This window comes from Prevotella sp. khp1, assembly GCF_900102205.1.
GTDB classification, from domain to species: domain Bacteria; phylum Bacteroidota; class Bacteroidia; order Bacteroidales; family Bacteroidaceae; genus Prevotella; species Prevotella ruminicola.
The window spans coordinates 122,244-144,217 of sequence record NZ_FNJZ01000004.1; the positions used below are offsets into that span (position 1 = coordinate 122,244).

The 21,974-nt window shown below is 49.3% G+C and carries 16 protein-coding genes; 3 read left to right on the top strand and 13 right to left on the bottom strand.

Going from position 1 to position 21,974, the window contains the following annotated elements:
- Window positions 1-76 precede the first annotated feature (76 nt).
- Window positions 77-1,582 carry a glutamine synthetase family protein gene (locus tag BLR73_RS11595; protein WP_091862461.1) on the top strand — a complete coding sequence of 502 codons (1,506 nt, stop codon included), beginning with the start codon at window positions 77-79 and terminating at the stop codon, window positions 1,580-1,582.
- Between the two features lie 2 nt (window positions 1,583-1,584).
- Here the strand turns inward: BLR73_RS11595 and BLR73_RS11600 are convergent, their stop codons facing one another.
- The 4 genes from BLR73_RS11600 to ald form a co-directional block, all read right to left on the bottom strand.
- The gene (locus tag BLR73_RS11600) at window positions 1,585-3,501 is read right to left on the bottom strand and encodes an ATP-binding protein (protein WP_233456393.1); all 1,917 of its coding nucleotides are present in this window, start codon (window positions 3,499-3,501) and stop codon (window positions 1,585-1,587) included.
- On the bottom strand, window positions 3,498-5,006 hold the full coding sequence (locus BLR73_RS11605) for a PDC sensor domain-containing protein (protein WP_091862173.1): 1,509 nt from the start codon (window positions 5,004-5,006) through the stop codon (window positions 3,498-3,500). The genes BLR73_RS11600 and BLR73_RS11605 overlap by 4 nt, the downstream gene beginning before the upstream one ends.
- A 144-nt stretch (window positions 5,007-5,150) precedes the next feature.
- Complete coding sequence (locus tag BLR73_RS11610) at window positions 5,151-8,141, bottom strand: PEP/pyruvate-binding domain-containing protein (protein WP_091862176.1); 2,991 nt, start codon at window positions 8,139-8,141, stop codon at window positions 5,151-5,153.
- A gap of 81 nt (window positions 8,142-8,222) precedes the next feature.
- Window positions 8,223-9,326: an alanine dehydrogenase gene (gene ald / locus BLR73_RS11615; protein ID WP_073046990.1), complete on the bottom strand. Its 1,104-nt coding sequence runs from the start codon at window positions 9,324-9,326 to the stop codon at window positions 8,223-8,225.
- A gap of 136 nt (window positions 9,327-9,462) precedes the next feature.
- On the opposite strand from ald, the gene BLR73_RS11620 reads away from it, so the two are divergent.
- Both BLR73_RS11620 and BLR73_RS11625 read left to right on the top strand, forming a co-directional pair.
- Window positions 9,463-10,329 carry a prohibitin family protein gene (locus BLR73_RS11620; protein WP_143010946.1) on the top strand — a complete coding sequence of 289 codons (867 nt, stop codon included), beginning with the start codon at window positions 9,463-9,465 and terminating at the stop codon, window positions 10,327-10,329.
- Between the two features lie 14 nt (window positions 10,330-10,343).
- The gene (locus BLR73_RS11625) at window positions 10,344-11,852 is read left to right on the top strand and encodes a C10 family peptidase (protein WP_091862179.1); all 1,509 of its coding nucleotides are present in this window, start codon (window positions 10,344-10,346) and stop codon (window positions 11,850-11,852) included.
- Window positions 11,853-11,934: 82 nt separating this feature from the next.
- On the opposite strand, the gene tsaA is transcribed toward BLR73_RS11625, so the two are convergent.
- From tsaA to BLR73_RS11670, 9 genes are all read right to left on the bottom strand, one after another.
- Window positions 11,935-12,606, bottom strand: a complete 672-nt coding sequence (tsaA, locus tag BLR73_RS11630) for a tRNA (N6-threonylcarbamoyladenosine(37)-N6)-methyltransferase TrmO (RefSeq protein ID WP_091862182.1) — start codon at window positions 12,604-12,606, stop codon at window positions 11,935-11,937.
- A gap of 3 nt (window positions 12,607-12,609) precedes the next feature.
- Window positions 12,610-14,274 (bottom strand): family 43 glycosylhydrolase, encoded by a 1,665-nt coding sequence (locus BLR73_RS11635; RefSeq protein WP_091862466.1) that lies wholly within the window; start codon window positions 14,272-14,274, stop codon window positions 12,610-12,612.
- Window positions 14,275-14,372: 98 nt separating this feature from the next.
- Complete coding sequence (locus tag BLR73_RS11640) at window positions 14,373-15,374, bottom strand: class II fructose-bisphosphate aldolase (RefSeq protein WP_091862186.1); 1,002 nt, start codon at window positions 15,372-15,374, stop codon at window positions 14,373-14,375.
- 174 nt (window positions 15,375-15,548) lie between these two features.
- Window positions 15,549-16,259 (bottom strand): LytR/AlgR family response regulator transcription factor, encoded by a 711-nt coding sequence (locus tag BLR73_RS11645; protein WP_013065081.1) that lies wholly within the window; start codon window positions 16,257-16,259, stop codon window positions 15,549-15,551.
- Window positions 16,256-17,278, bottom strand: a complete 1,023-nt coding sequence (locus BLR73_RS11650; RefSeq protein WP_041386128.1) for a sensor histidine kinase — start codon at window positions 17,276-17,278, stop codon at window positions 16,256-16,258. Before BLR73_RS11650 ends, BLR73_RS11645 begins: the two co-directional genes overlap by 4 nt.
- Window positions 17,271-18,488, bottom strand: a complete 1,218-nt coding sequence (locus BLR73_RS11655; protein WP_013065353.1) for an ABC transporter permease — start codon at window positions 18,486-18,488, stop codon at window positions 17,271-17,273. The genes BLR73_RS11650 and BLR73_RS11655 overlap by 8 nt, the downstream gene beginning before the upstream one ends.
- Before the next feature lie 27 nt (window positions 18,489-18,515).
- Complete coding sequence (locus tag BLR73_RS11660) at window positions 18,516-19,271, bottom strand: ABC transporter ATP-binding protein (protein ID WP_013064549.1); 756 nt, start codon at window positions 19,269-19,271, stop codon at window positions 18,516-18,518.
- Window positions 19,272-19,276: 5 nt separating this feature from the next.
- Window positions 19,277-20,506, bottom strand: a complete 1,230-nt coding sequence (locus tag BLR73_RS11665) for an efflux RND transporter periplasmic adaptor subunit (protein ID WP_091862188.1) — start codon at window positions 20,504-20,506, stop codon at window positions 19,277-19,279.
- Window positions 20,507-20,547: 41 nt separating this feature from the next.
- Window positions 20,548-21,879, bottom strand: a complete 1,332-nt coding sequence (locus BLR73_RS11670; protein ID WP_091862191.1) for a TolC family protein — start codon at window positions 21,877-21,879, stop codon at window positions 20,548-20,550.
- Between the last annotated feature and the right edge of the window lie 95 nt (window positions 21,880-21,974).

The following is a 21,974-nucleotide window of genomic DNA, read 5'->3' on the forward strand; positions in this document are numbered from 1 at the left end:
TAATACCATACACCCAATAAAAATGCTTATCTTTGCCCGAAATATAACGTAAACAATTATACGATAAAGGATCATGATGAACAACGACAAGCTGATGTTGAATGCCAACCCTATTGTAGAGGCACTTCAGAAACCCGCGGCAGAGTTTACTAAAGCCGACATTATTGATTACATTGTGAACAACGATATCCGCATGGTTAACTTTATGTATCCAGGCGGCGACGGCAGATTAAAAACACTTAATTTTGTAATTAACGATCTGGCTTATCTTGATACCATACTTACTTGTGGCGAGCGTGTGGATGGCAGTAGCTTGTTCTCGTTTATTCAGGCTGGCAGCAGCGATTTGTATGTGTTGCCACGCTACCGTACGGCTTTTGTCGATCCGTTTGCCGAGATTCCAACCGTATCATTGCTCTGCTCGTTCTTCGATAAGGATGGCAATCCGTTGGAGTCATCGCCCGAGCACACACTCCACAAGGCTGCTGAGGCTTTCCGTCAGGTAACAGGTATGGAGTTCCAGGCCATGGGCGAGTTAGAGTATTATGTGATTAGCAACGACGAGGGCATGTTCCCTGCTCAGGATCAGCGTGGCTACCACGAGTCGGCACCTTATGCCAAGGCCAATGAGTTCCGCACCCGTTGTATGAAGTATATTGCCCAAGCTGGTGGTCAGATTAAGTATGGACACTCTGAGGTGGGTAACTTCAGTCTGGATGGTAAGAACTACGAGCAGAACGAGATTGAGTTCCTGCCTGTGGCTGTTGAGCAGGCTGCCGACCAGTTGATGATTGCCAAGTGGGTCATCCGCAATCTGGCTTATGAGTTGGGTTATGATGTAACCTTTGCTCCTAAGATTACCACAGGTAAGGCTGGCTCTGGTTTGCATATTCACATGCGTATGATGAAGGATGGTAAGAACCAGATGCTGGAGAATGGTGTACTGAGCGAGGCTGCCCGTAAGATGATAGCAGGTATGATGGTGCTGGCACCTTCGATTACCGCTTTTGGAAATAAGAATCCTACCAGCTACTTCCGTCTGGTTCCCCATCAGGAGGCACCTACCAATGTTTGTTGGGGCGACAGAAACCGCAGCGTATTGGTACGTGTGCCATTAGGCTGGGCTGCAGATGTGGATATGTGCCATGCTGCGAATCCGTTGGAGCCACAAACTCACTATGATACCAGCATCAAGCAGACCGTTGAGATGCGTTCACCTGATGGCTCTGCCGATCTCTATCAGTTGTTGGCTGGTTTGTGTGTAGCCTGCCGTTATGGCTTTGAGCTGGATGGCGCGCTTAAACTGGCCGAGAAAACTTACGTGAATGTAAACATCCATGCTGCCGAGAATGCCGATCGTCTGGCTAATCTGGCACAGCTGCCCGACTCATGTGTAGCTTCTGCCGATTGTCTGAACCGTCAGCGTAGGGCCTACGAGGAGTATGGCGTGTTCTCGCCTGCCATGATAGATGGTATCATCGAACAGCTTCGTGCCTTCGACGATAAGAACCTCCGTCTTACGATAGAGAATTATCCAGAGGAAATCCAGAAGTTGGTTACTAAGTATTTCCATTGTGGCTGATGCTATGCCACGGGTATCTCGAAGATAAACCGGCTACCCTCATGGTAGGTGGTGTCGAGTATCAGGTTTCCACCCAATGTTTCTGCATGACGTTTAGTAAGGGGCAGGCCCAGGCCTAAGCCCTCGCTAAAGTCGTCCACCTTGGTAAAGAACTTAAAAATGTGCTCACGGTCGGCCTCGGCAATACCCTTACCCGTATCCTGTACTACGAAACGTACAAACTCCTTGTTACGTGTTACGTGCAGCGAGATGTGCTGCTGGTCGGAATAGCGTACGGCATTGCTGAGTAACTCTTCCAGACTGTATTCCAGGTAACGGTAGTTGGTATGGATGCAGAAGTCGTCGGCCAACTCGGTCTTGAACTCAACAGGTACTTCGGGATTGTACTTGGTTGTGAATTTCAGTGCAACCCGGCACACATCGTTGCATGCCACCATCTCGCGTTTATCGCAATTGGCAGTCTCGGCCTTGCCGTTATCAGAGCTGTCGAACAGCATCATCACCATACGTATAAGCAGTCGACTGTTGTGCGTCATGGTGCTGGCAATACTCTTAATCTCATCCTGTCCTAACTCTTCGCTCAGCGATGTGTCGTCGGTAGGGCAATTCAGTATCTGTGCAAAGCCCATAATGATATTAAGCGGTGTGCGTATCTGGTGCGTAACGTTCTGGATGAAAACAGTTTTCTGGCGTTGGGCCTCTACTGCAAGTTGGGTGGTATGCTCCAGCTCACGGTTATAACGCTTGGTCTGATCGGTAGCGGTACGCACGCTGTTGATATAATAGTTGAGCGACTCCAACATGGTGGCAAAGCTGTTCTGTAATCCGCCTATCACATCTGTTCGCTTGGTATGGGCTATATCCACATCTAAATGGCCGTTGCTAACAGCTTTGGTTTTTTCAAGCAGTTGCTGTAGCGGACTGAGCGAAACGGTTACCGCCTTATGACAGTTGATAAAGATGAGCAGCAAACCTACAATCAGTAGTGCCACTACAATGTAGGTAAGACGGTAGAATCCTCTCAAGATATCGCTATGCGGACAAACAATAGCCAGGCTCCATGGAGTGCCTTCAACGGGCATATAACATACCAGCGATTTTTTGCCATTGATTTTTACCGACATGCTACCTTTATTACCCTTGGTCATCTCGTAACCTAAGGCTATCAGGTCGGCCTGATGTTGTGGGTCGGCCACGCTGAAGATAGTTTGGTTGAATAGGCGGGTAGAATCGGGATGACCCACATAACGTCCTTTCTCGTCAATCATCACATAGTACGAGTGCGGATAGGGTCGTACCTCGGCCATAATATTGGAGATGTGCTGCAATGAGAGCCAGATTGAAATAACGCCAACAAACTTACCTTTCTTGTTGAACAAGGGTTGCGTATAGGCGGCTATCGTAGCATCTTCGTCGGTTTCCTGTTCCCTGTTCTTGTCGTTAAACACCACCCAGGTTGGTTTGCGCTGTGTACGAGGAATACTGTACCAACGTTCCTGGAAGTAGCTGTGGTCGGGCTCAATAAAGGTATTGACGCTGTCTTTGGTATTGAACGAAACCGACATGAATCCATCGGGATACTGGGGGATAACACCTGGCTCGGTACTGATGGCACAACCATCGGTATAGGGATTGGTGGTTGCTATGCGGTTGGTTATGGCCTGTATCGAGTCGGGGTATAGTGATTGCTCAACTATCCAGGCATTAGTATGACTTGCCGTCTTGGTCGTTATCAGATAACGGTTAATACGGTGCATGGCACAAGCCAGTACATTGCTGGCTTTATCAACAGCCTCGGCACGTATCAGTTTGTGCGACTGCCAGAACAGTACACCTACCGATGCCAGGAAAACTGGTACTGCTAACAGCAGAACCCACATGATGACCTTTGCCGAGAATGAACGACGAATACTCATCATAACTTACCTCCTTTCTCCTCCAGGTCTTCTTCTTTCTCCGAGAGGTTGATCAGATTATTCAGTATCTGCGTAATGGTGTCGCCGTTTTGCTGGATGTCCTCCACTAACTGGCTCACCGTCTGGGTGCTTGTTTTTTTATCAAAATGACTTAATGCCGACACATCCTCGTCGATGGCAAACGATGGGGCCAACATCTGGTCGGTCATGTTATGCAGGAAAGCCGTCTTCATTCGGTCGGCCTTCTGAGCTTGCTCGTAAGCCTCATGTAACTCTTTACTGCGTTCCTGTATGGTTTGGGTCAGTTCGTGCAGTTCGTTGATGTTGGCTGCCACCGAGCGTTGCATCTGCTGGAAATGGCCTTGCAGCATACCTATCTCGTCCTTATTCCGATGGCGTGAGGGTAGGGGCTCGTTATAATGTCCATGGGCAATGCGATCCGTAAGTTCTGTAAGCATCCTGAGTGGCTTTAAGCGGTGACGGATAATCAGACGGGTGTGCAGATACATCAGTACCATGCCCACGATGGCGATGATGATTACAAAATTGAATAGTGCATTGTACTCGCCAAAGATGTCGTTTTCTGAGAATGCTACGCCGATACTCCAGCCAGGATTGGTTATCAAGGTGCGATAGGGCACTTGGGCCATCCTGAATGGTTGGTAGAACAGATAAAACTTGTGTCCGTTGAGTTCGAATGGCAGATAGCCTTTATTACCCGACGTCATTGTTTTTACGGCCTCCTGAACTGAGTTGCCTGGCAGGTTGAAAGCCTTTGTTTTTGAGAGATAGCTGACAGTGGGATCAACAATAAACGATCCGTCGTTATCTAACAGCGCACAATAGGAGTTGGGCGAAGGCCTGGCGGCTGAGATAATGCTTGAAAGCAGTTGTAGTGGCACATGTACGCTGATAACACCTATCGGACTGTGATTAGCGTCGAGTATAGGCGCACAGAACGAGGTGAGTGGCTCTATGTCCGACTTCATGCCGAGTAGCGGGTTCATCCACATGGCTCTGTTCTTACCTATCGGACGATTAAACCATATCTGTTCGGTATAGGGCTTGGTGCCGAAACTGTTACTGTGAACAATGTTGGCAGTGGATTGATCCTGATGGGTACTATCAGTACTATGTGCATATACCATAAACAGGTCGTGCCCCTTAAAGTATCCGGGCTTAAAGGCGATGACGCAGCCCGACACGTATGGGTTGGTTTCTACAATCTTATGGGCATAGGTGTACATCCGTTCCGGATCATCAAACTTCATGTTGAAATATATGTTGCCAGCCGTTTCCTCTACGCTCAGCAGGATGTTATCGATGTTGTTGGTGGCGCGATCGAGTGTATAGGTGGCTCTATTCAGCGCATCATCTTTCATAGAGTTACGCGAAGAATGAAGCATGACAAGCAGTGTTACTGTTAACAGCAGCGCCATGGCAAGCACTATCATCAGACTGATGCGTAATGGCAAATCACGTTTAATCTTTGCAGCTAGTTTCGACATGTTTTGGACTATGTTAATAGATTGGAATTGCACTTGTGCAAAGGTATGAAAAAAAATTTTTCAAACCAAGTTTTCTGTTTAATTTTTTGTTTATTTAGTAAAAAGCCCTGCTAGCAATCTGATTATTGCAGCAGGGCCTGTATCTCATCGCAGTACTACGCCTGTTTGTTTCTTACCATCCATCATGATTTTCAGCGGATGGTCGAAGCGCACGTGACGTACGAACTGGGTTTCTTCTACAGCGGGCATCTGGTCGAGCAACTCCTTCTGGAATACCCCATCGCCTGTATAGGTGTTGATGGTGAAGTAGCCCACACCAAACGAGGTGAGATTCTGGAAGAAGTGTGTGCCCTGCGAAGGATCCACACGATAGTTCTTCAAACCAACCTCAACAATTACCCTTGCTGCTGATATGTGAGGCCATTTTACGGGAATGCCCAGCCAGTAATCGCTCGAACCCCAGCGGCCCGGACCAATCAGTACGTAGTTCTTGTCGGCCTGTAGGAACTTGCGGTTAATCTCCTCAATCTCGCTGGCGATAGTGGGATTGTTGACTGCGGTAAAATCGTCGTCGGTCTTTACATATACCACATCCACCACATCCTCGGAAATACCATGCCCCAGTGAGTTGTTCGAGCGCAGCAAGCAGTCGCTATCGGGTATCTGTTGCAGGTCTTCATCCAGCACCTGCTTGGCATCTACGATAGGACGTATCTGCAGCAGGTAGAACTCGCCTGTACGGTCGTCGTTCAGGTTGCAGGCAAACTCAATCTCTACGGGGCGCTTCATCTCGTCGGCACCCAGCTTCTGTGCCATCTGCAACAGCTCGGGTAATGGGAATACATCGTGCTGCAGCACACCGCAGAACGAGATTACCTTTCGGCCGCCCTCGTAGATACCATCGCGGATAATCTGATCTACGGGGTCGTAGGTCGAGGCCAGATAGGTCAGGGCTCCATCTTCGGCTGCCTGCTTTACACGTACCTTCTTGATGTTAAAGCCGTCGTCAACCTTAAAGTCGTCGCCTACATGGGCCATGTCCAAGGCGTAGAATCGGGTTTGGGTCTCGCTCAGGGCAGTCTCCATCTCCGATGTCTGCAGCACCTGCTTGGGGTGATAGGGCGACACGCGCAGGGTTTGACCGCCATCTACGATATATTTGCCTAATCCTACAGCCAGCGATGCAATACCCTCTTCGGCAGTCTCGTCGCCGATGGGGTAGTAGTTCAACGAACGTAGCACACCACTGAAGTTGGGGTAGTACAGGTCGCCATACTGCTTGCCCACTACCTCCTGCAGAATCACAGCCATCTTCTCCTGGTCGATAACATTCTGTGTGGCCAGCATGTAGGCCTTCGAGTCCTTATAGTAAACCGAGGCATACACACCCTTGATGGCACAGGCCAACATGCGCAGCATCTCGTACTTATCATCCAGATATGGAATCATGTAGGTAGAGTAGATACCTGCAAAGGGCTGGTAGTGCGAATCCTCGAGCAACGAACTTGAACGGATGGCGATAGGACTCTTTACGGCATCAAAGAAGGTAAAGAAGTCGGCTATCAGCGAGTCGGGCAACTGGGCACGCATAAAGTGCTGCAGAATCTCCTCGTCGCTGGCATCGCTCAGGGCAATTGTCCACAGGTTGTTCTTCTCCATAAACTCGTCGAAGAAATCGGTACACAATACCACCGTTTTGGGAATCGATACCTTGGCCTGTTCAAACTGGTTCAGCTCGGGGTGGCGCTTGATAATGTTATCAAGGAATGCCAGACCACGACCTTTACCGCCCAAAGAACCTTCACCGATACGGGCAAAGTGGGCATAGCGGTCGAACTTCAATCGGTCGAACACAGCTACCACACCAATATTCTTCATCCTTCGGTACTGTACGATGGCATCAAAGATAATCTGTCGGTGGGCATCCACGTCCTGCAGCTTATGCCAGGTAACATGCTTCAAGAAGGCCGAAACAGGGAAGATGGCACGTGCTGTAAGCCAGCGACTCATGTGGTTGCGACTCACGTGGTAGAGCATCGAGTCGTAAGGAATCTTGAAAATGTTGTCCTGCAGTTCCTTCAGCGATGATACGCGGAACACCTCTTCCTTGGTTTTCGGATCGCGGAATATAAAGTCGCCAAACCCCATGTGTTCCTCCATCAGGTGGTGCAGGTCCACATTCATCTTGGTCGAGTTCTTATCTATAAAGTGGAATCCCTCAGCCTCGGCTTTTTCTTTGTTGGTTATCTCCGAAGAGTCGAGAATCAGGGGCACGTACTCGTCGCGACGGCGAATCTCCCTCAGCAGTTTCAATCCTGCCTCTGGGTCGCCATCCTCTACGTGGCTCAGTCGGCCCTCGTGTACTTGCATGGGGAATCGGGTATCACTAATAACACCTAAGGTGTTCTCGTGATACTTCTCGTACAGCTGCATGGCCTCCTCGTAGGTGGTAGCCAGTACCACTTTGGGGCGTCCGCGTTTACGCTGGGCTGCAGCATGCGGGTTCAGCGCCTCGGTCGAGAAACGCTTACTCTGAGCCAGAATATAGTTATAGAGGTTTGGCAGCACACTCGAGTAGAAGCGGATGTTATCCTCAACCAGCATAATCATCTGTACGCCAGCCTCCTTGATGTCGTGCTCGATGTTCATCTTGTCCTCAATCAGCTTGATGATGCTCATGATGAGGTTGGTGTTACCCAACCAGCAGAACACGTAGTCGAACACCGACATATCCTCGTCCTGAATACGTTTGGTGATACCATGCGAGAAGGGGGTAAGCACCACGCAAGGAATGTTGGGATGCTCGGCCTTGATTTCGCGTGCCACGGTAAAGGCGTCGTTATCCGCATTACCAGGCATACAGATTACCAGGTCGATATCCGTGTTGTGTAGCACTTCGTGTGCCTCCTCGGTTGTCGACACCTGTCGGAACGTGGGTGGGTATCGCATACCCAGCTCCATATACTCGTCGAAGATCTTCTCATCCACACGACCGTCGTCTTCGAGCATAAACGCATCGTAGGGATTGGCCACAATCAGCACATTAAAGATGCGTCGTGTCATCAGGTTCACGAACGACACATCCTTCAAGTAGAATTTGTTCCACTCCTGTGGTATCTTGCTTACTTCTTCCATATTCGGCGACAAAGTTATAAAATTTTCCCCAAAGAGCGTTGTGCTTTTGGGGAAATTTTATTTTTGTGGGATTTTACCTACTTAGATAATCTTCTCGTAAGGCAGACCGAATACATCAGCCACAGCCTTGTAGGTTACCTTTCCTTCTACAATGTTCAGTCCCTTAGCCAGTGCCGGGTCGTCCTTGCATGCCTGCTGCCAGCCCTTATCTGCCAGTGCAATGGCATATCGCAACGTAGCATTGGTGAGGGCGAGGGTAGAGGTGTTAGGTACCGCACCAGGAATGTTGGCCACGCAATAGTGTACAATGCCCTCCTCGGTATAAACGGGTTCGCTATGCGTGGTGGGGTGTGATGTCTCGAAACAGCCACCCTGGTCGATAGCCACATCAACCAGCACCGTTCCTGGCTCCATCAGTCTCAGCATCTCACGTGTAATCAGGTGTGGTGTCTTATCGCCTGGCACTAACACACTACCTACCACAATATCAACTGTTGGCAACATCTGTCGGATGTTATGCTCCGACGAATACAGGGTATGCACGTTGGCTGGTGTCTCAATATCTAGTTGGCGCAAACGTGGCAGCGAGATATCGGCGATAGTCACGTCGGCCCCCAGTCCTGCGGCCATCAAGGCTGCTGCCTCGCCAACCACACCGCCACCAAGTACCAGCACCTTAGCCGGACTCACACCTGGCACACCACTAATCAGTTTACCCTTTCCGCCTTTGGTTTTCTGCAGATAATAGGCACCATTCAGTGTGGCCATGCGTCCGGCCACCTCGCTCATAGGCTGCAACAGGGGGAGCGAACCGTTAGGCAGTTGTACTGTTTCGTAAGCCAGACAAACTGCTTTGCTCTTCAGCATCGCCTCTGTAAGCTCCTTTTCGCAGGCAAAGTGGAAATAGGTAAATAGCAACTGTCCCTCGCGAACCAGTTCATACTCGGGCTCAATGGGCTCTTTTACCTTCACAATCATGTCGCATTCACGATACACAGCCTCGATGCTAGGCAGTATGCGCGCACCAGCTTTCACATAGTCGTCGTCGCTGAATCCGCTACCTTCGCCAGCCGTATGCTGCACACTTACCTCATGACCGCGACGTGTGAGTTCGGCCACACCCGCAGGCGTCATACCAACACGGTTCTCATTGTTCTTAATCTCTTTTGGAATTCCTACTTTCATAAGCTCAAGGTTTTTAGTAATACATGTTTTATGGTGCGAATATACGAAAAAATCTGTTTGGTGGTGCAGTCTTTCCAACTTTTTTTGTATTTTTGCAACCGATATCAATCATGCAACAATAAAAAAGCTATAAGTTATGAATTCATTGAAACCGTATTATCGTCTGCTGGCCTACGGATTGGGAGGCTTTGTGTTTATTCTGATTCTGTTTACCACCTGCTGTACAGTAGTTGATTCAGGTGAGGTGGGTATCCGTTTCCACAAATGGTCGCTCAACGAGCAGGACTATGGTGGCGTTGAGGGCACTTGTAAGGGTTGGGTGTTCTATAACCCCATCACCACCAACGTGTTTACCTATCCTACGTTCACCCAGCGTAAGCAGTACGAAACCTTCTCGGTAAATGCCAAGGATGCTTCGCTCTTCGAGATGGATCCTACCATTGCCTACCGCATCAATCCCGACAAGGCCTGCGATATATTCACCAAGTATCGTGTGGGTGTTAAGGAACTCGAGGAGGGCTATATCCGCACATGTATCTACGAGGCCTATCGTACCTGTGCTAACCAGTACACCTCTGATTCACTCATGTCTAACCGTGCCAATTTCGAGCGCGATGTGCGTGCCCGTTTGGAGAAGTCGCTCATGAGCGAGGGCTTCCTGGTTGAGGAGTTCACCTCAAAGATTACCCCACCATCATCGCTCCTCTCGATGATCGATGCCAAGAACACCGCCATCCAGAGTGCCCTGAAGGCTGAGAACGAGGTGAAAGAGGCAGAGGCTAATGCCAAGATTGCTGTAGCTAAAGCCGAGGGTAATGCCAAGGCCATGAAGATTAAGGCCGATGCCGAGGCCTACTACAACCGCACCATCGCCGCATCACTCTCGCCCATGATTGTTCAGGAAGACATGATTGAGAAGTGGGATGGCAAGATGCCTCAGATCATGACCGGTAACGGCGGCATGATGATGGACATCTCGAAAGTCATCGGTGCCAAGAAATAAATAATGAATATTTAATGCATCACATATTAAGATACTTTACTGGCTTAACATTCTCTGTTATAGCCTGCGCTTCTATGCAGGCGCAAGAAATTCTGCCACTGATACAAACCCAATGGGGACAAGCCGCACCTTATAATATGTTCTGCCCTAAGGAGTCGCTGGCAGGTCCTAATAGTCTTGCAGGCTGCGGCGCTCTCGCTATGGCACAGGTTATGCGCTACCTGCAAGAGCCGTCAGTATCGCCCAAGGGCGAGAAATATCAGTGGGACTTGATGCCTCAGCGCCCGTCTACACCTGAAGAGGCACGTGCTATCGCTCGATTGGTTACCGATTGTGGCGTCAATGCTTTTACTGCGTACGGCAAAAACAGCAGTGGAACCAATCCCTTCAACGTGCTTTGTGCGATGAAGAAGTGCTTCGGATTAAATCCGTACATCTATATCATCATGCGCGAACAATATCCTGGCGATGAAGGCAGAAGGCTTTGGCGAAGGTTGATTATGGACGAATTGCAGGGCGGCCGACCGGTCATGATGATAGGCTCACTTCTGAATGGAGACAAAAATCTAGGCCACATATTTATTATTGATGGCGTGCGTGGCTCGCGTGTACACGTGAACTTCGGCTGGGATGGTAAAGGCGACGGTTATTATGCGCTCGACGATCTTGGGGGATTCAACATTAACCAATCTGCAATTATAGGAATAGGTAAGGCCGACTATGTGCCAGAGTCTAAGGTGGTAAAGACCGAGCATGCCGGACAGTTGGCCGAGCTGCTGCCACAGAACGAGTGGAAACAGATTCGACATCTGCGCGTTAGCGGACCACTCGACAAGAGCGACTTCAAGGTATTGCAGCAGATGGCACAAATGGATCGTTTTGTCGGCAAGGGAGGCGACCTGCACACACTCGATCTGAGAGATGCCGAGGTGGAATATCTGCCCGATTCCGCATTATGCGCTACGCAGACGCTGTTCTATGTCCGTCTGCCTAAGAAGCTCAAGCAGATAGGGCGTGATGCGTTTAATACTTGTATAATGCTTAATGAAGTCGACATTCCCTCGTCGGTATGGCGTATACGTAAGGGGGCATTCAATTTTTGTCCCAATCTGTTGAGTATCCACATCCCTGAGGGTGTGCGTAATATTCTGAGTGGTACATTCTGTGGATGTAAGAACCTTACCGAAGTGACGTTACCAGAATCTATCGACACGCTGGGAGCTGGAGTATTTGAAAACTGCACCCTGCTGGAGCGCCTCTATATTCCAGCTTCTACTCATCAGATAGGTGTCGATCTTGTGAAAGGTTGTCCTAATCTTCGCGAGGTAATTATCGACCCAGCCAACATGGAGTTTGCCTTTCGTGATGGCAAGATTGTTGGCCTCACCAAGCGTGCTCAGGAACAGTTAGGCCAGATTGCCCATCCAGCTATTGATCCAAAAAACTTCAACCAAATAGGCATTCGCCGCGTACGCAAAGTAAAAGCAGTAAAGCGCAACGGCAAATGGGTAGAAGTGAAATAAAAGAGGCACCTCAAAAATTCCTAAGGACTTTTCAATTGCAAAGTACTTAGAGTGCAAAATTTCTCTAGGTACTTTGCAAATTTTACTTTATCTCTACCACTGTTAATACATTATCTGCTACCTTAAAACGGATGTCGAAGGTGAGGAACGGCATGCCGTAGATGCGGTTGGGATCGTTGTGATAACGGGGACGGGGGTCTTGCTGCAGGGTGGCAATTAAGGATGCTACCTGATCAGTTGGGATTTTGTTTTCCAACTCTTTTGGGAGTTCCACTTTTAAAGGTTCCCACTCGGTGTTGTCCACAAAGCCACTACGGGCATCGGGGTGGGCATCGGCATAGGCCACATAGGGCTTGATGTCGTAGATGGGTGTTTGGTGCATCAGGTCGGCACCTTTTACATAGATGACGGGACCTAATTTGGCATCGTGCTCAATGCGATCGATACGCACACACGACAATCCGAGATTGTTTGGACGGAATGGCGAACGGGTGGCAAACACACCCATACGCTGATTGCCGCCTAAACGGGGCGGACGAACAGTCAAGCTCGTTTCGGCATCGCGATTGGCTGAGAACTCCCAGATAATCCACAGGTAATCGAATGCTTCAAGTCCGCGAACGGCCTCCATCTGTCGGTACTCTGGTGCAAACACGATACACCCCGTCAGGTCGGGCACCAACCCGCTCTGACGAGGAATACCAAACTTGGTGGGGAATGGTGATTCAAACCATGCTATGGGTTGTATCTCCATGTATTACTCTGAGTATTGAAATGCGAAATCCAACAGGGTGCACAACGACTTCTGCTTGGTATTCGACTTGAATACAAAGTAGATGGCGTGCTTACCTGAAAGCTTGGCCAACTCAGGCAGGTCGAAAACAGCTTCGGTTGCCTCCTGTGGCATGTCGGCCTTGAGTTCGAAGCTACCAAGAAGCTTTTCTTTCTGCGATGTCCAAGGCCGATCGAGCATCAGCTGAATAGTACCATCGATACCTGTAGGGATGAGATTCAACGACAGCTTCAGATTATTCTTGCCCTTGCTCTCGTTGAGGTTAAAGTACTTGTAGCCTACGATTGAACCATCGGTATTGTTAACCACACGGTTGGTATTGCAGGCCAGGGCATAAGGATCGTCGAAGTTCTTATCGTTACCATACGATACCTCGACATACGAACCCGAGAACTTGTTGTTTGGCCACTCGTGAACGGCAGGTGTAGGACCAGTAAGCCAGCAAGCGATACCAGCTGAGTGGCGCTCGAATGGATTCAAACCAGCGAGTGCAAAACCCTCGGAGTTATATTCGCCCTCGGTAATCTCTACCTTACCACCTTCGCCTTCCTCGACAGTCACTTTGATAGGAGCCACCATGGCCTGGCGTGCATACTCGTTGGTGCCTGTCTGGCGGTGATAGAACACATACCACTGTCCGTTAATCTCGCAGATACTGCCATGGGTGTTGCCATCTGGAACAGCCGATGCTATGGTGTCGCCCTTCTCGTTAATCTCGCGACCACGCGCATCGATAATGGTACCACCATAGGTCCAAGGACCTAATGGCTGGTCGCTATAGGCATAGGCTAAGTTGTAGTTGCTAGTGGGCAAACCAAACTCGCCATCCTTGGTAAAGCGACTGTAGATAAACACATATTTATCTTTGATTTTACGGATGCTCGATGCCTCGAAGAAACTGAAGATACCCTCTTCGTTGCGGCCTGATACCATGCCATCAATCATCTCCGTGCCAGGTTTAACGGTACACATGGTGGCAGGATCAATCTCTGCGGCGTATGAGTGCTCAAAGCCCCAATAGCCATACACACGACCATCATCGTCGACAAACACAGCGGGGTCGAAACCATAGATTCCCTCAACCTGGTTGGGGTTCTTCTTGCTCCAGTTGCATACTTCGAAAGGCCCATCCGGACGGTCGCTCTTGGCAATCAGTGCATTGCGGTAGCCTGTCTGGTCGTTGGGGAACAGATAATATGTCTTTTTGCCTATGCTATCGGTTACAAAAGTGATATCGGGTGCATACAGCACGTCGGCTGTAGCTGCTGAGTCGAATACCTCGCCTCGGGCATTTCGGTTTACGGTGAGGATGATGCCATCGTAACGCCAGTGACTCAGATCGTCGGTTGGAGCCGACCATACCACTTGGTCGCGACCACAATAGGCATCCTTCAGGTTATCGTGCGAACCATAGATGTACACACGCTGCTTACCTGGATTATCAGGGTCGTCGAACACGTAGGGCTCGCCATCAGGAATATGCTCCCACAAGGGCAGATAGGGGTTTCCAACGGTGTTGAGTGTTGTAAGTTCCTGACTTTCTACAACTGCAGCCTTTTGGGCGCACGATGCAGCCAGACCCATGCAACATAAAGCTGCGATACTAAGTTTAAGAACGTTCGTCTTCATCTTCTTTGTATTGTTAGGTTTATTATCAGGCTGCAAATATACAAAAAAAATCCGAAAGCATGATACTTTCGGACTTTTTTTATAATGTGATGCTTGGATTATCCGAGCTTGCCGTCTGAACCGAGTACGTTCACAATCTTGTGGATGTACATCTTCTTCATGTTCTCACGAGCGGGCTTCAGGTACTGGCGAGGATCGAAGTGATCGGGGTGCTCAGCCAGGTACTTACGGATAGCAGCAGTCATAGCCAGACGAGAGTCAGAGTCGATGTTGATCTTGCAAACAGCGCTCTTAGAAGCCTCGCGGAGCTGCTCCTCGGGGATACCTACAGCGTCGGGCAGGTTACCACCGAACTTGTTGATAGTGTCAACCTCGTCCTGAGGAACTGAAGAAGAACCGTGGAGAACGATGGGGAATCCAGGAAGCTTCTTCTCGATCTCGTGCAGAACGTCGAATGCGAGTGGGGGAGGAACGAGCTTGCCAGTCTTAGGATCGCGTGTGCACTGCTCGGGCTTGAACTTGTAAGCACCGTGAGAAGTACCGATTGAGATAGCCAGTGAGTCGCAACCTGTACGTGTAGCGAAGTCGATAACCTCCTCAGGCTTTGTGTAGTGGCTCTCCTCAGCTACTACCTCATCCTCAACACCAGCGAGAACGCCGAGCTCAGCCTCAACAGTTACGTCGAACTGATGAGCGTACTCAACAACCTGCTTTGTCAGGGCGATGTTATCCTCGTAAGGCAGTGAAGAACCGTCGATCATAACGCTTGAGAAACCGTTGTCGATGCAGTCCTTGCAGAGCTCGAAGCTATCACCGTGGTCGAGGTGAAGAACGATCTCGGGCTTCTCGCAACCCAGCTCCTTAGCATACTCTACAGCACCCTTAGCGAGGTTACGCAGGATGGTACCGTTAGCATAGTTACGAGCACCCTTTGAAACCTGCATGATAACAGGTGACTTGGTCTCAACAGCAGCCTGTACGATAGCCTGCATCTGCTCCATTGTGTTGAAGTTGAAAGCGGGGATAGCGTAGCCACCAGCTACTGCCTTCTTGAACATCTCGCGAGTATTCACGAGTCCTAATTCCTTGTAATTAACCATAATATCTTTAAATTTAAATTAATAATTGTCGCTTTAACGCCTGCAAAGGTACAAAAAAAAGTAAAAAGGAAAAGAAGTAAAAGGGTAAAAGTTATTAATGATTTCTTAAATTATCACTTTTTTACTTTTCTACCCTTTTACTTTTTTACCTTTTGTAAAACGCAGTTTGCAATCTTACACCAGCGTATGCTCGTCGAAGTACTTCTGAACCTCTTCCTTGTAGTTGTCGGAGATAGGAATCATCACGTCGTCGAACACAATGCGGAACTTATCCACGAGTGGTGTCTCCTTCATATGTACGATGAATGAACGGTGGGTACGAAGGAACTCTGGCTTAGGCAGATATTCCTCGAGTTTCTTCATCGACATCAGCGACATAATCTTATCGCCATTCTTCAGGTAGAAGCGTACGTAGTCCTTTAATCCCTCGACATACAGGATGTCGTCGAGGTTAACACGCTGCAGCTTGTAGTCGCTCTTTACGAACATAAAGCGGTCGCGGCGGTAAACGTCCTGACGCAAGGCAACGGTAAACCACTCGATGGCCTTGTCGGTAGCCTTAATGAAGTCGTCGTACGAAATGGGTTTCAGCAGATAATCCAAACCATTAACTTTAAAGCCCTCGATAGCATACTGAGGGAATGCGGTAGTAAAGATTACCTTTGTGTCTTTGGGGAGAATCTTGGCAAACTCGATGCCTGACAGTTCGGGCATCTGAATGTCTAAGAACAACAGCTGTACGGGGTTCTCACGAAGATCCTTCATGGCCTGTACGGCACTGTTGTAGGTTCCCTGCAAACTCAGGTAAGGAGTTTTTTTGGCATAGCTCTCAAGCAGACCTGCTGCCAGAGGCTCATCGTCGATGATAGCACAAGTAATTGTCATAACTGGATATGTATTGTTGATGTGTAAATATTTCCTTCTTTATTAACGCCCTTTTCCCAGGTGTAACGTCCGGGATAGGACAACTCTAAGCGGCGCTGCACCTGACTGAGACCGATGCCATGGCCACTACGGTCGTCGTGCGACTTGGGGTGGTTCGAGTTCTCAATCTGGCAGGTAATGTCGTGTTCTGTGGCGGTAATGCTGATGTGTACAAAACTGGGCTCAACAGGACTTACGCCATGTTTAAAGGCATTCTCAATCAGCGAGATGAAGATAAGCGGTGCCACCTTAATACCAGGCAGAGCCACCTGTCGATGGAACGTTACATCCACGTTCTGCGACAAGCGGATCTTCATCAGCGCAATGTAGTTCTCGATAAACTGCATCTCATCCGTGAGCGTTACCTCGCGTTCCTGATTATCGTATAGCAGATGCCGCAGCATTTTTGACAGCTGTTGGATGGCATTCTGGGCGCGTGTCTGGTCGATAGCCGTGAGCGCATAGATGTTATTCAGTGTGTTGAGCAGGAAGTGAGGGTTGATCTGCGATCGTAAGTTTTTCAGCTCGCTCTGGATGCGTGCAGTCTCAGATTCTCTCAGCTTCTGTTCGGCAGTTACCCATTTGCGTGCCAGGGCTAAAGCGGTAGAACCACCTGCGAAAATGCAGAAGTTCAGTCCCTCGCGCAGAATGTTGGTTACGTCGTTAATCGTGTCGTCGAAACGCTGGCGTACACCGAAGAGATCGTTGGTAAAATCGGTCCAGTAGTGAAGGGTGATACTGAATACCGAAATCATTGCCAAGTTGATGAGCAGGTCGTAGCGATGCTTACCTGCCACGAAGAGCTTGGGAGCCAGATACAGATAATTGAGATAGAACACTATCATCAGCATTGCTGGCTGCATGCAGTACATCAGGTACTGCATAAACTTGATTCCTGTGCCTCGCCAGAATGTAAGAGGCGACAGGAACATAAATGCCCAAAGGGCCACGTGGCATAGGCCTGCTAAATGTTTATTCATGTCTTATAGCTTCTATAGGATCCATATTTGCTGCTTTCTGTGCAGGAATGTAACCGAATAGTACACCGATAAACACACATACCAGGAACGATACGTAGATACTCCAGGCGGGTACGCTTGATGGCATGCCGAACGATGCTAAGAACGTGCTGGCGCCAACGCCCACTATCACGCCTATCAGTCCGCCTGTAAAGGATATCAGCACACTCTCTATCAGGAACTGTAGCGATATAACGGGTCCGGTAGCACCTACCGCCATGCGCAGTCCAATCTCCTTGGTGCGCTCGGTTACACTTACCAGCATAATGTTCATAATACCAATACCAGCTACCAACAGCGAGAAGGCTGCAGCCACTACCAGAATGATGGTAACGGTGTCCATCGTACTCGACATGGTCTCCATCATCTCGGCCTGCGAGCGGATGGTAAAGTCGTCGTCGGCATCCTCCTTCAGCTTGTGGTTGTCGCGTAGTATCTGTGTGAGCTCCTCGATGGCAGCATCACTCAGCTCCTCGGTTACAGCCGAGCAGACAATACTTGAGAAATAGGTCTGGGCAGCAATACGCTTCATCACTGTGGTGTAGGGAGCGATAATCACGTTGTCCTGGTCCATACCCCACGAGTTGTAGCCCTTAGATTTCAGTACGCCCACAATACGCATGGGGATACTCTTGAAGCGGATGGTCTTACCGATACACTCGGCACCTTCGCCAAACAGCTCCTTAACGATGGTAGCACCAACCACGCACACCTTCGAGGCTTTTTTGATGTCCTCCTCGGTAAAGCACTCGCCCTCTTCGATGGTCCACAGTCGGATGTCCAGATAATCTATCGATTCGCCATACATCGAGGCGTTGGTGTTCTTGCTGCCATAGATGGCCTGACCGCTGGCTGTTACCTCGGGCGATACCTTGGTAACAAAACGCTTCTCACGAACAATACGCTCGTAGTCGGCCATCTTCAGCGTCTGCATGCTCGACGGATCCTGTCGTACGCCACCTCGCATATCGGCACCAGGACGGATTGTGAGCAGGTTGGTACCCATTGTCGAGAGTTCGGCACGGATGCTCTCTTTCGAGCCCTGACCGATGCTCATCATAATAATCACCGCTGCTACGCCGATGATGATACCCAGCATCGACAGGAACGAGCGCATCTTATTATTCGCTACGGCCTTCAGACTTACTTTAAACAGATTCAGTATATTCATTAATCTTTAATGTTTCATGTTTAATGTTTAATCATCCTGCGGAGCAGGCAACTGTGCCAGTGCCTCGGCTGCCGACTTGATATTGGTATTGATGGTATCCTCGCGAATCTTACCATCGCGCAGGTTGATATTTCGACTCGAATACTCGGCAATCTCAGGGTTGTGGGTCACAAAGATAATAGTGTGGCCCTGCTTGTAGAGCTCCTGGAACAGTACCAGCATTTCGAACGATGTTCGTGTATCAAGGTTACCTGTTGCCTCGTCGGCCAACAGCACAGCGGGATCGTTAACCAGCGCACGGGCGATGGCTACACGCTGCATCTGGCCACCCGACATCTGGTTCGACTTGTGATACATACGGTCTTCAAGTCCCACAGCCTTCAGGGCTTCCATGGCTTTGCGACGACGCTCTGAGGCCGAAATCTCAGAGTTGTACATCAATGGCAGTTCCACATTTTCCAAAGCTGTGGTCTTGGCCAGCAGATTGTAATTCTGGAACACAAAGCCAATCTTGCGGTTGCGCAGTTTGGCGCGCTGGGTCTTCGACATGGTGCGCACGGCAATGCCATCCAGCAGATACTCGCCGCTGGTAGGCGTGTCGAGACAGCCCAACTGGTTAAGCAGCGTACTCTTACCTGAGCCCGATGTACCTTGGATGGTAACAAACTCGCCCTCGTAAATCTTGAACGAGACACCTCGCAAGGCTTTCACCGTCTCACTGCCCACCTGGAAGTAGCGCTTTACGTTCTGCAGTTCAATAACTACTTTCTTCTCTTCTTCCATAATGCTTATCTTTGTGGTGCACCACCGCCAGCTTGTCCGCCTTGCTTGTTATTGTTGTTATTTCTGTTTCCACCTGGACGTGGCATGAATGGGTTGCCGGCCTGCTGCTGTTCAGCCTCGCCTGCTCCGCCACTGATGTTAAAGTCGGTAAGAATCTCTGTGCCAACCTTTATGCCGCCGGTAATCTCGGTCATGATACCGTTGCTGGTACCAACCTCAACCTTATGAGCCTTGAATACAGTTCCTTCCTTGGTCCACAACTTGTGGTCGCCCTCGCAATCCTCGATGGTCTCACCCTTCTGCAACAGTGCCTCGTTGGGGTGGAATCGCAATGCCTTGGCAGGTACAGCCAGTACGTCGTTCTTCTCTAAGGTAAAAATGGTTACGTTGGCTGTCAAGCCAGGCTTCAGCTTCAGGTCGTTGTTAGGAGCCGAAATTACTACCTCGTAGGTTACCACATTGCTCTCGGTGGTTGCCTGCTGGCGAACCTGTGTTACGCGACCCTCGAACTGATCATCGGGGAAAGCATCTACGGTAAAGCTTACACGCTGTCCCTCCTTAACACCACCTATGTCGGCCTCGTCGATATCGGCAATCACACGCATGTCGGTCAGGTCCTGAGCAATCACAAACAGCTCTGGGGTGTTGAACGAGGCGGCTACGGTCTGACCTTCTTCAACTGATTTCGACAGGATGACACCATCGATAGGCGATGTGATAGTGGCATAGCCCAGGTTAGTCTGAGCCTTCTGTACGTTCTCCTTCGATGTGTTTACCTGCTCCTTGGCCTGCAGATACTGCAAACGGGCGCTTTCGTACTCATCGGCGCTTACTAGTCCCTTGTTGTACAGTTCCTTATACCTATTATAATTACTCTGCTGGTAGTTAAGCGAGCTCTGGGCACTGCTCAGGTTAGCCTTGGCTGTGTTCAGTTCGCTAATCAGGTTGGTGCGGTCCAACTCGGCAATCACCTGTCCCTTCTTTACCACGCTGTTGTAATCTACATACAGATGACTTACAATACCACTCACCTGGGTACCAACGGTTACGCTGGTTACAGGCTCGATGGTGCCAGTAGCTGTAATGCTGGTCTGGATATTTGTTTTCTCAACCTTTGCGGTATCAAAGCTAATCTTCTCTTCTTTTTTGCCACCTGTGCATTTTACCAGGGCAAAAATTACGATAACGGCCACAACGCCGATACCAATCCATCCTTTCTTACCGATCTTTTTCATATCTCTAAAATTCTCAATTCTCAATTGTAAATTGTCAATTATTACATCTCTCCCGTTTCGTAGAACTTCAGCATCTGCTGGTTGTAGATGGTCTGATACTTCGACTGCAACTGGTTCTGCTGAGCCGAGAGCAGGTTGTCCTTACCAGTCATCAGTTCCACGATGTTCTTCAGTCCCAGACGGAACTGCTCCTGCAGCAGATCGAAACTCTGCTGTTCGCTCTCAACGGTAGCGCAGGCAGCCTTGTACTTCTGCTGGTTGGTTTGAGCATTCAGCCAGTACTCCTGAATGGTAGAGTAGAGGGTCTTCTGCTGGTCTAGCAGGTCGAGCTGTGCCGACAACTGCTGTATCTTAGCCTTGTTAACCGATGTCTTGGTAGATCTGCCATCAAAGATGGGTACACTAACCGAAACACCTGCCATCGCATCAAAGTTGGTTTTCATCTGCTTGCCCCAGCCGTTCGAACTCAGCGAGTTGGTGCTGGTGCCGAAGCTACCTGTCATACTAACGGTGGGAAGCCAACCGGCCTTTGCTACCGAGAGGTTCACGTCGCTGCTCTTGATGGCTAACTTAGAGCGCTCAATCTCAGGACGGTTCAGCAGTGCCTGCTCGTAAACACCCTGCAGGGTGGGCACCTCTTTCAGTACCATCGTGTCGGTAATCTCAGGGATAGCCACGTCAAACTCTGTCTCGTCGGTAATCTCCAACAACTGCTTCAGTTGCAGTTTATAGTTCAACAGCTGACTGCGAGTCTCTACAATGTTATACTCGTCGGTGGCTCGCTGGGCACTCAGCTGGGCCAGGTCGGCCTTGCTCATCTTACCCACGTTTACCATCTCCTGTCCGCGCTCCTCGTTTTTCTTAGCGGTTTCCAGCATCTGCTCGTTCACCTTCACGTTCTCATCCAGATACAGAATCTGGGTGTAGAGTTGGGCAATACGCTCCTGAATGCTGTTGGCCGTTTCCTTGCTTTGCAGTTCGGCTTCGTCTTCGGTTATCTTGTTTAACTTGATGGTATTGGTATTCCGGTTGCCGTTCCAAACTGTCCATTGGGCGTTAACGGCATACGAACCATTATAATACGTCTTGTCAACCTTGGTGTTTACCATGCCATTGGTAACAGTAGATACACCTGAATCCTTCCAGGGCTGGTAACCCACGCTCTGGTTGGTAGATGCGTTAAGAGTAGGCAGCAATGCAGCCTTCGAACCCTTCAGGTCTTCGGTTGCACTCTGCTTCTGCAGTTTTGACTTCTGCAGAGTTATGTTGTTGGCCATAGCATAGTCGATGCACTCCTGCATAGTCCATTTCTTCTGAGCTGATATCGTCAGCGTCAGCATCAACATACTTAATACAACTAATCTTTTTTTCATCCCAATCATATTTGATTTCGTCGGCAAAGGTAATAAGTTTATCGATAACTTCCAAATAAAATAGACAAAAAATTGACGGTTAGTAGATTTTAACC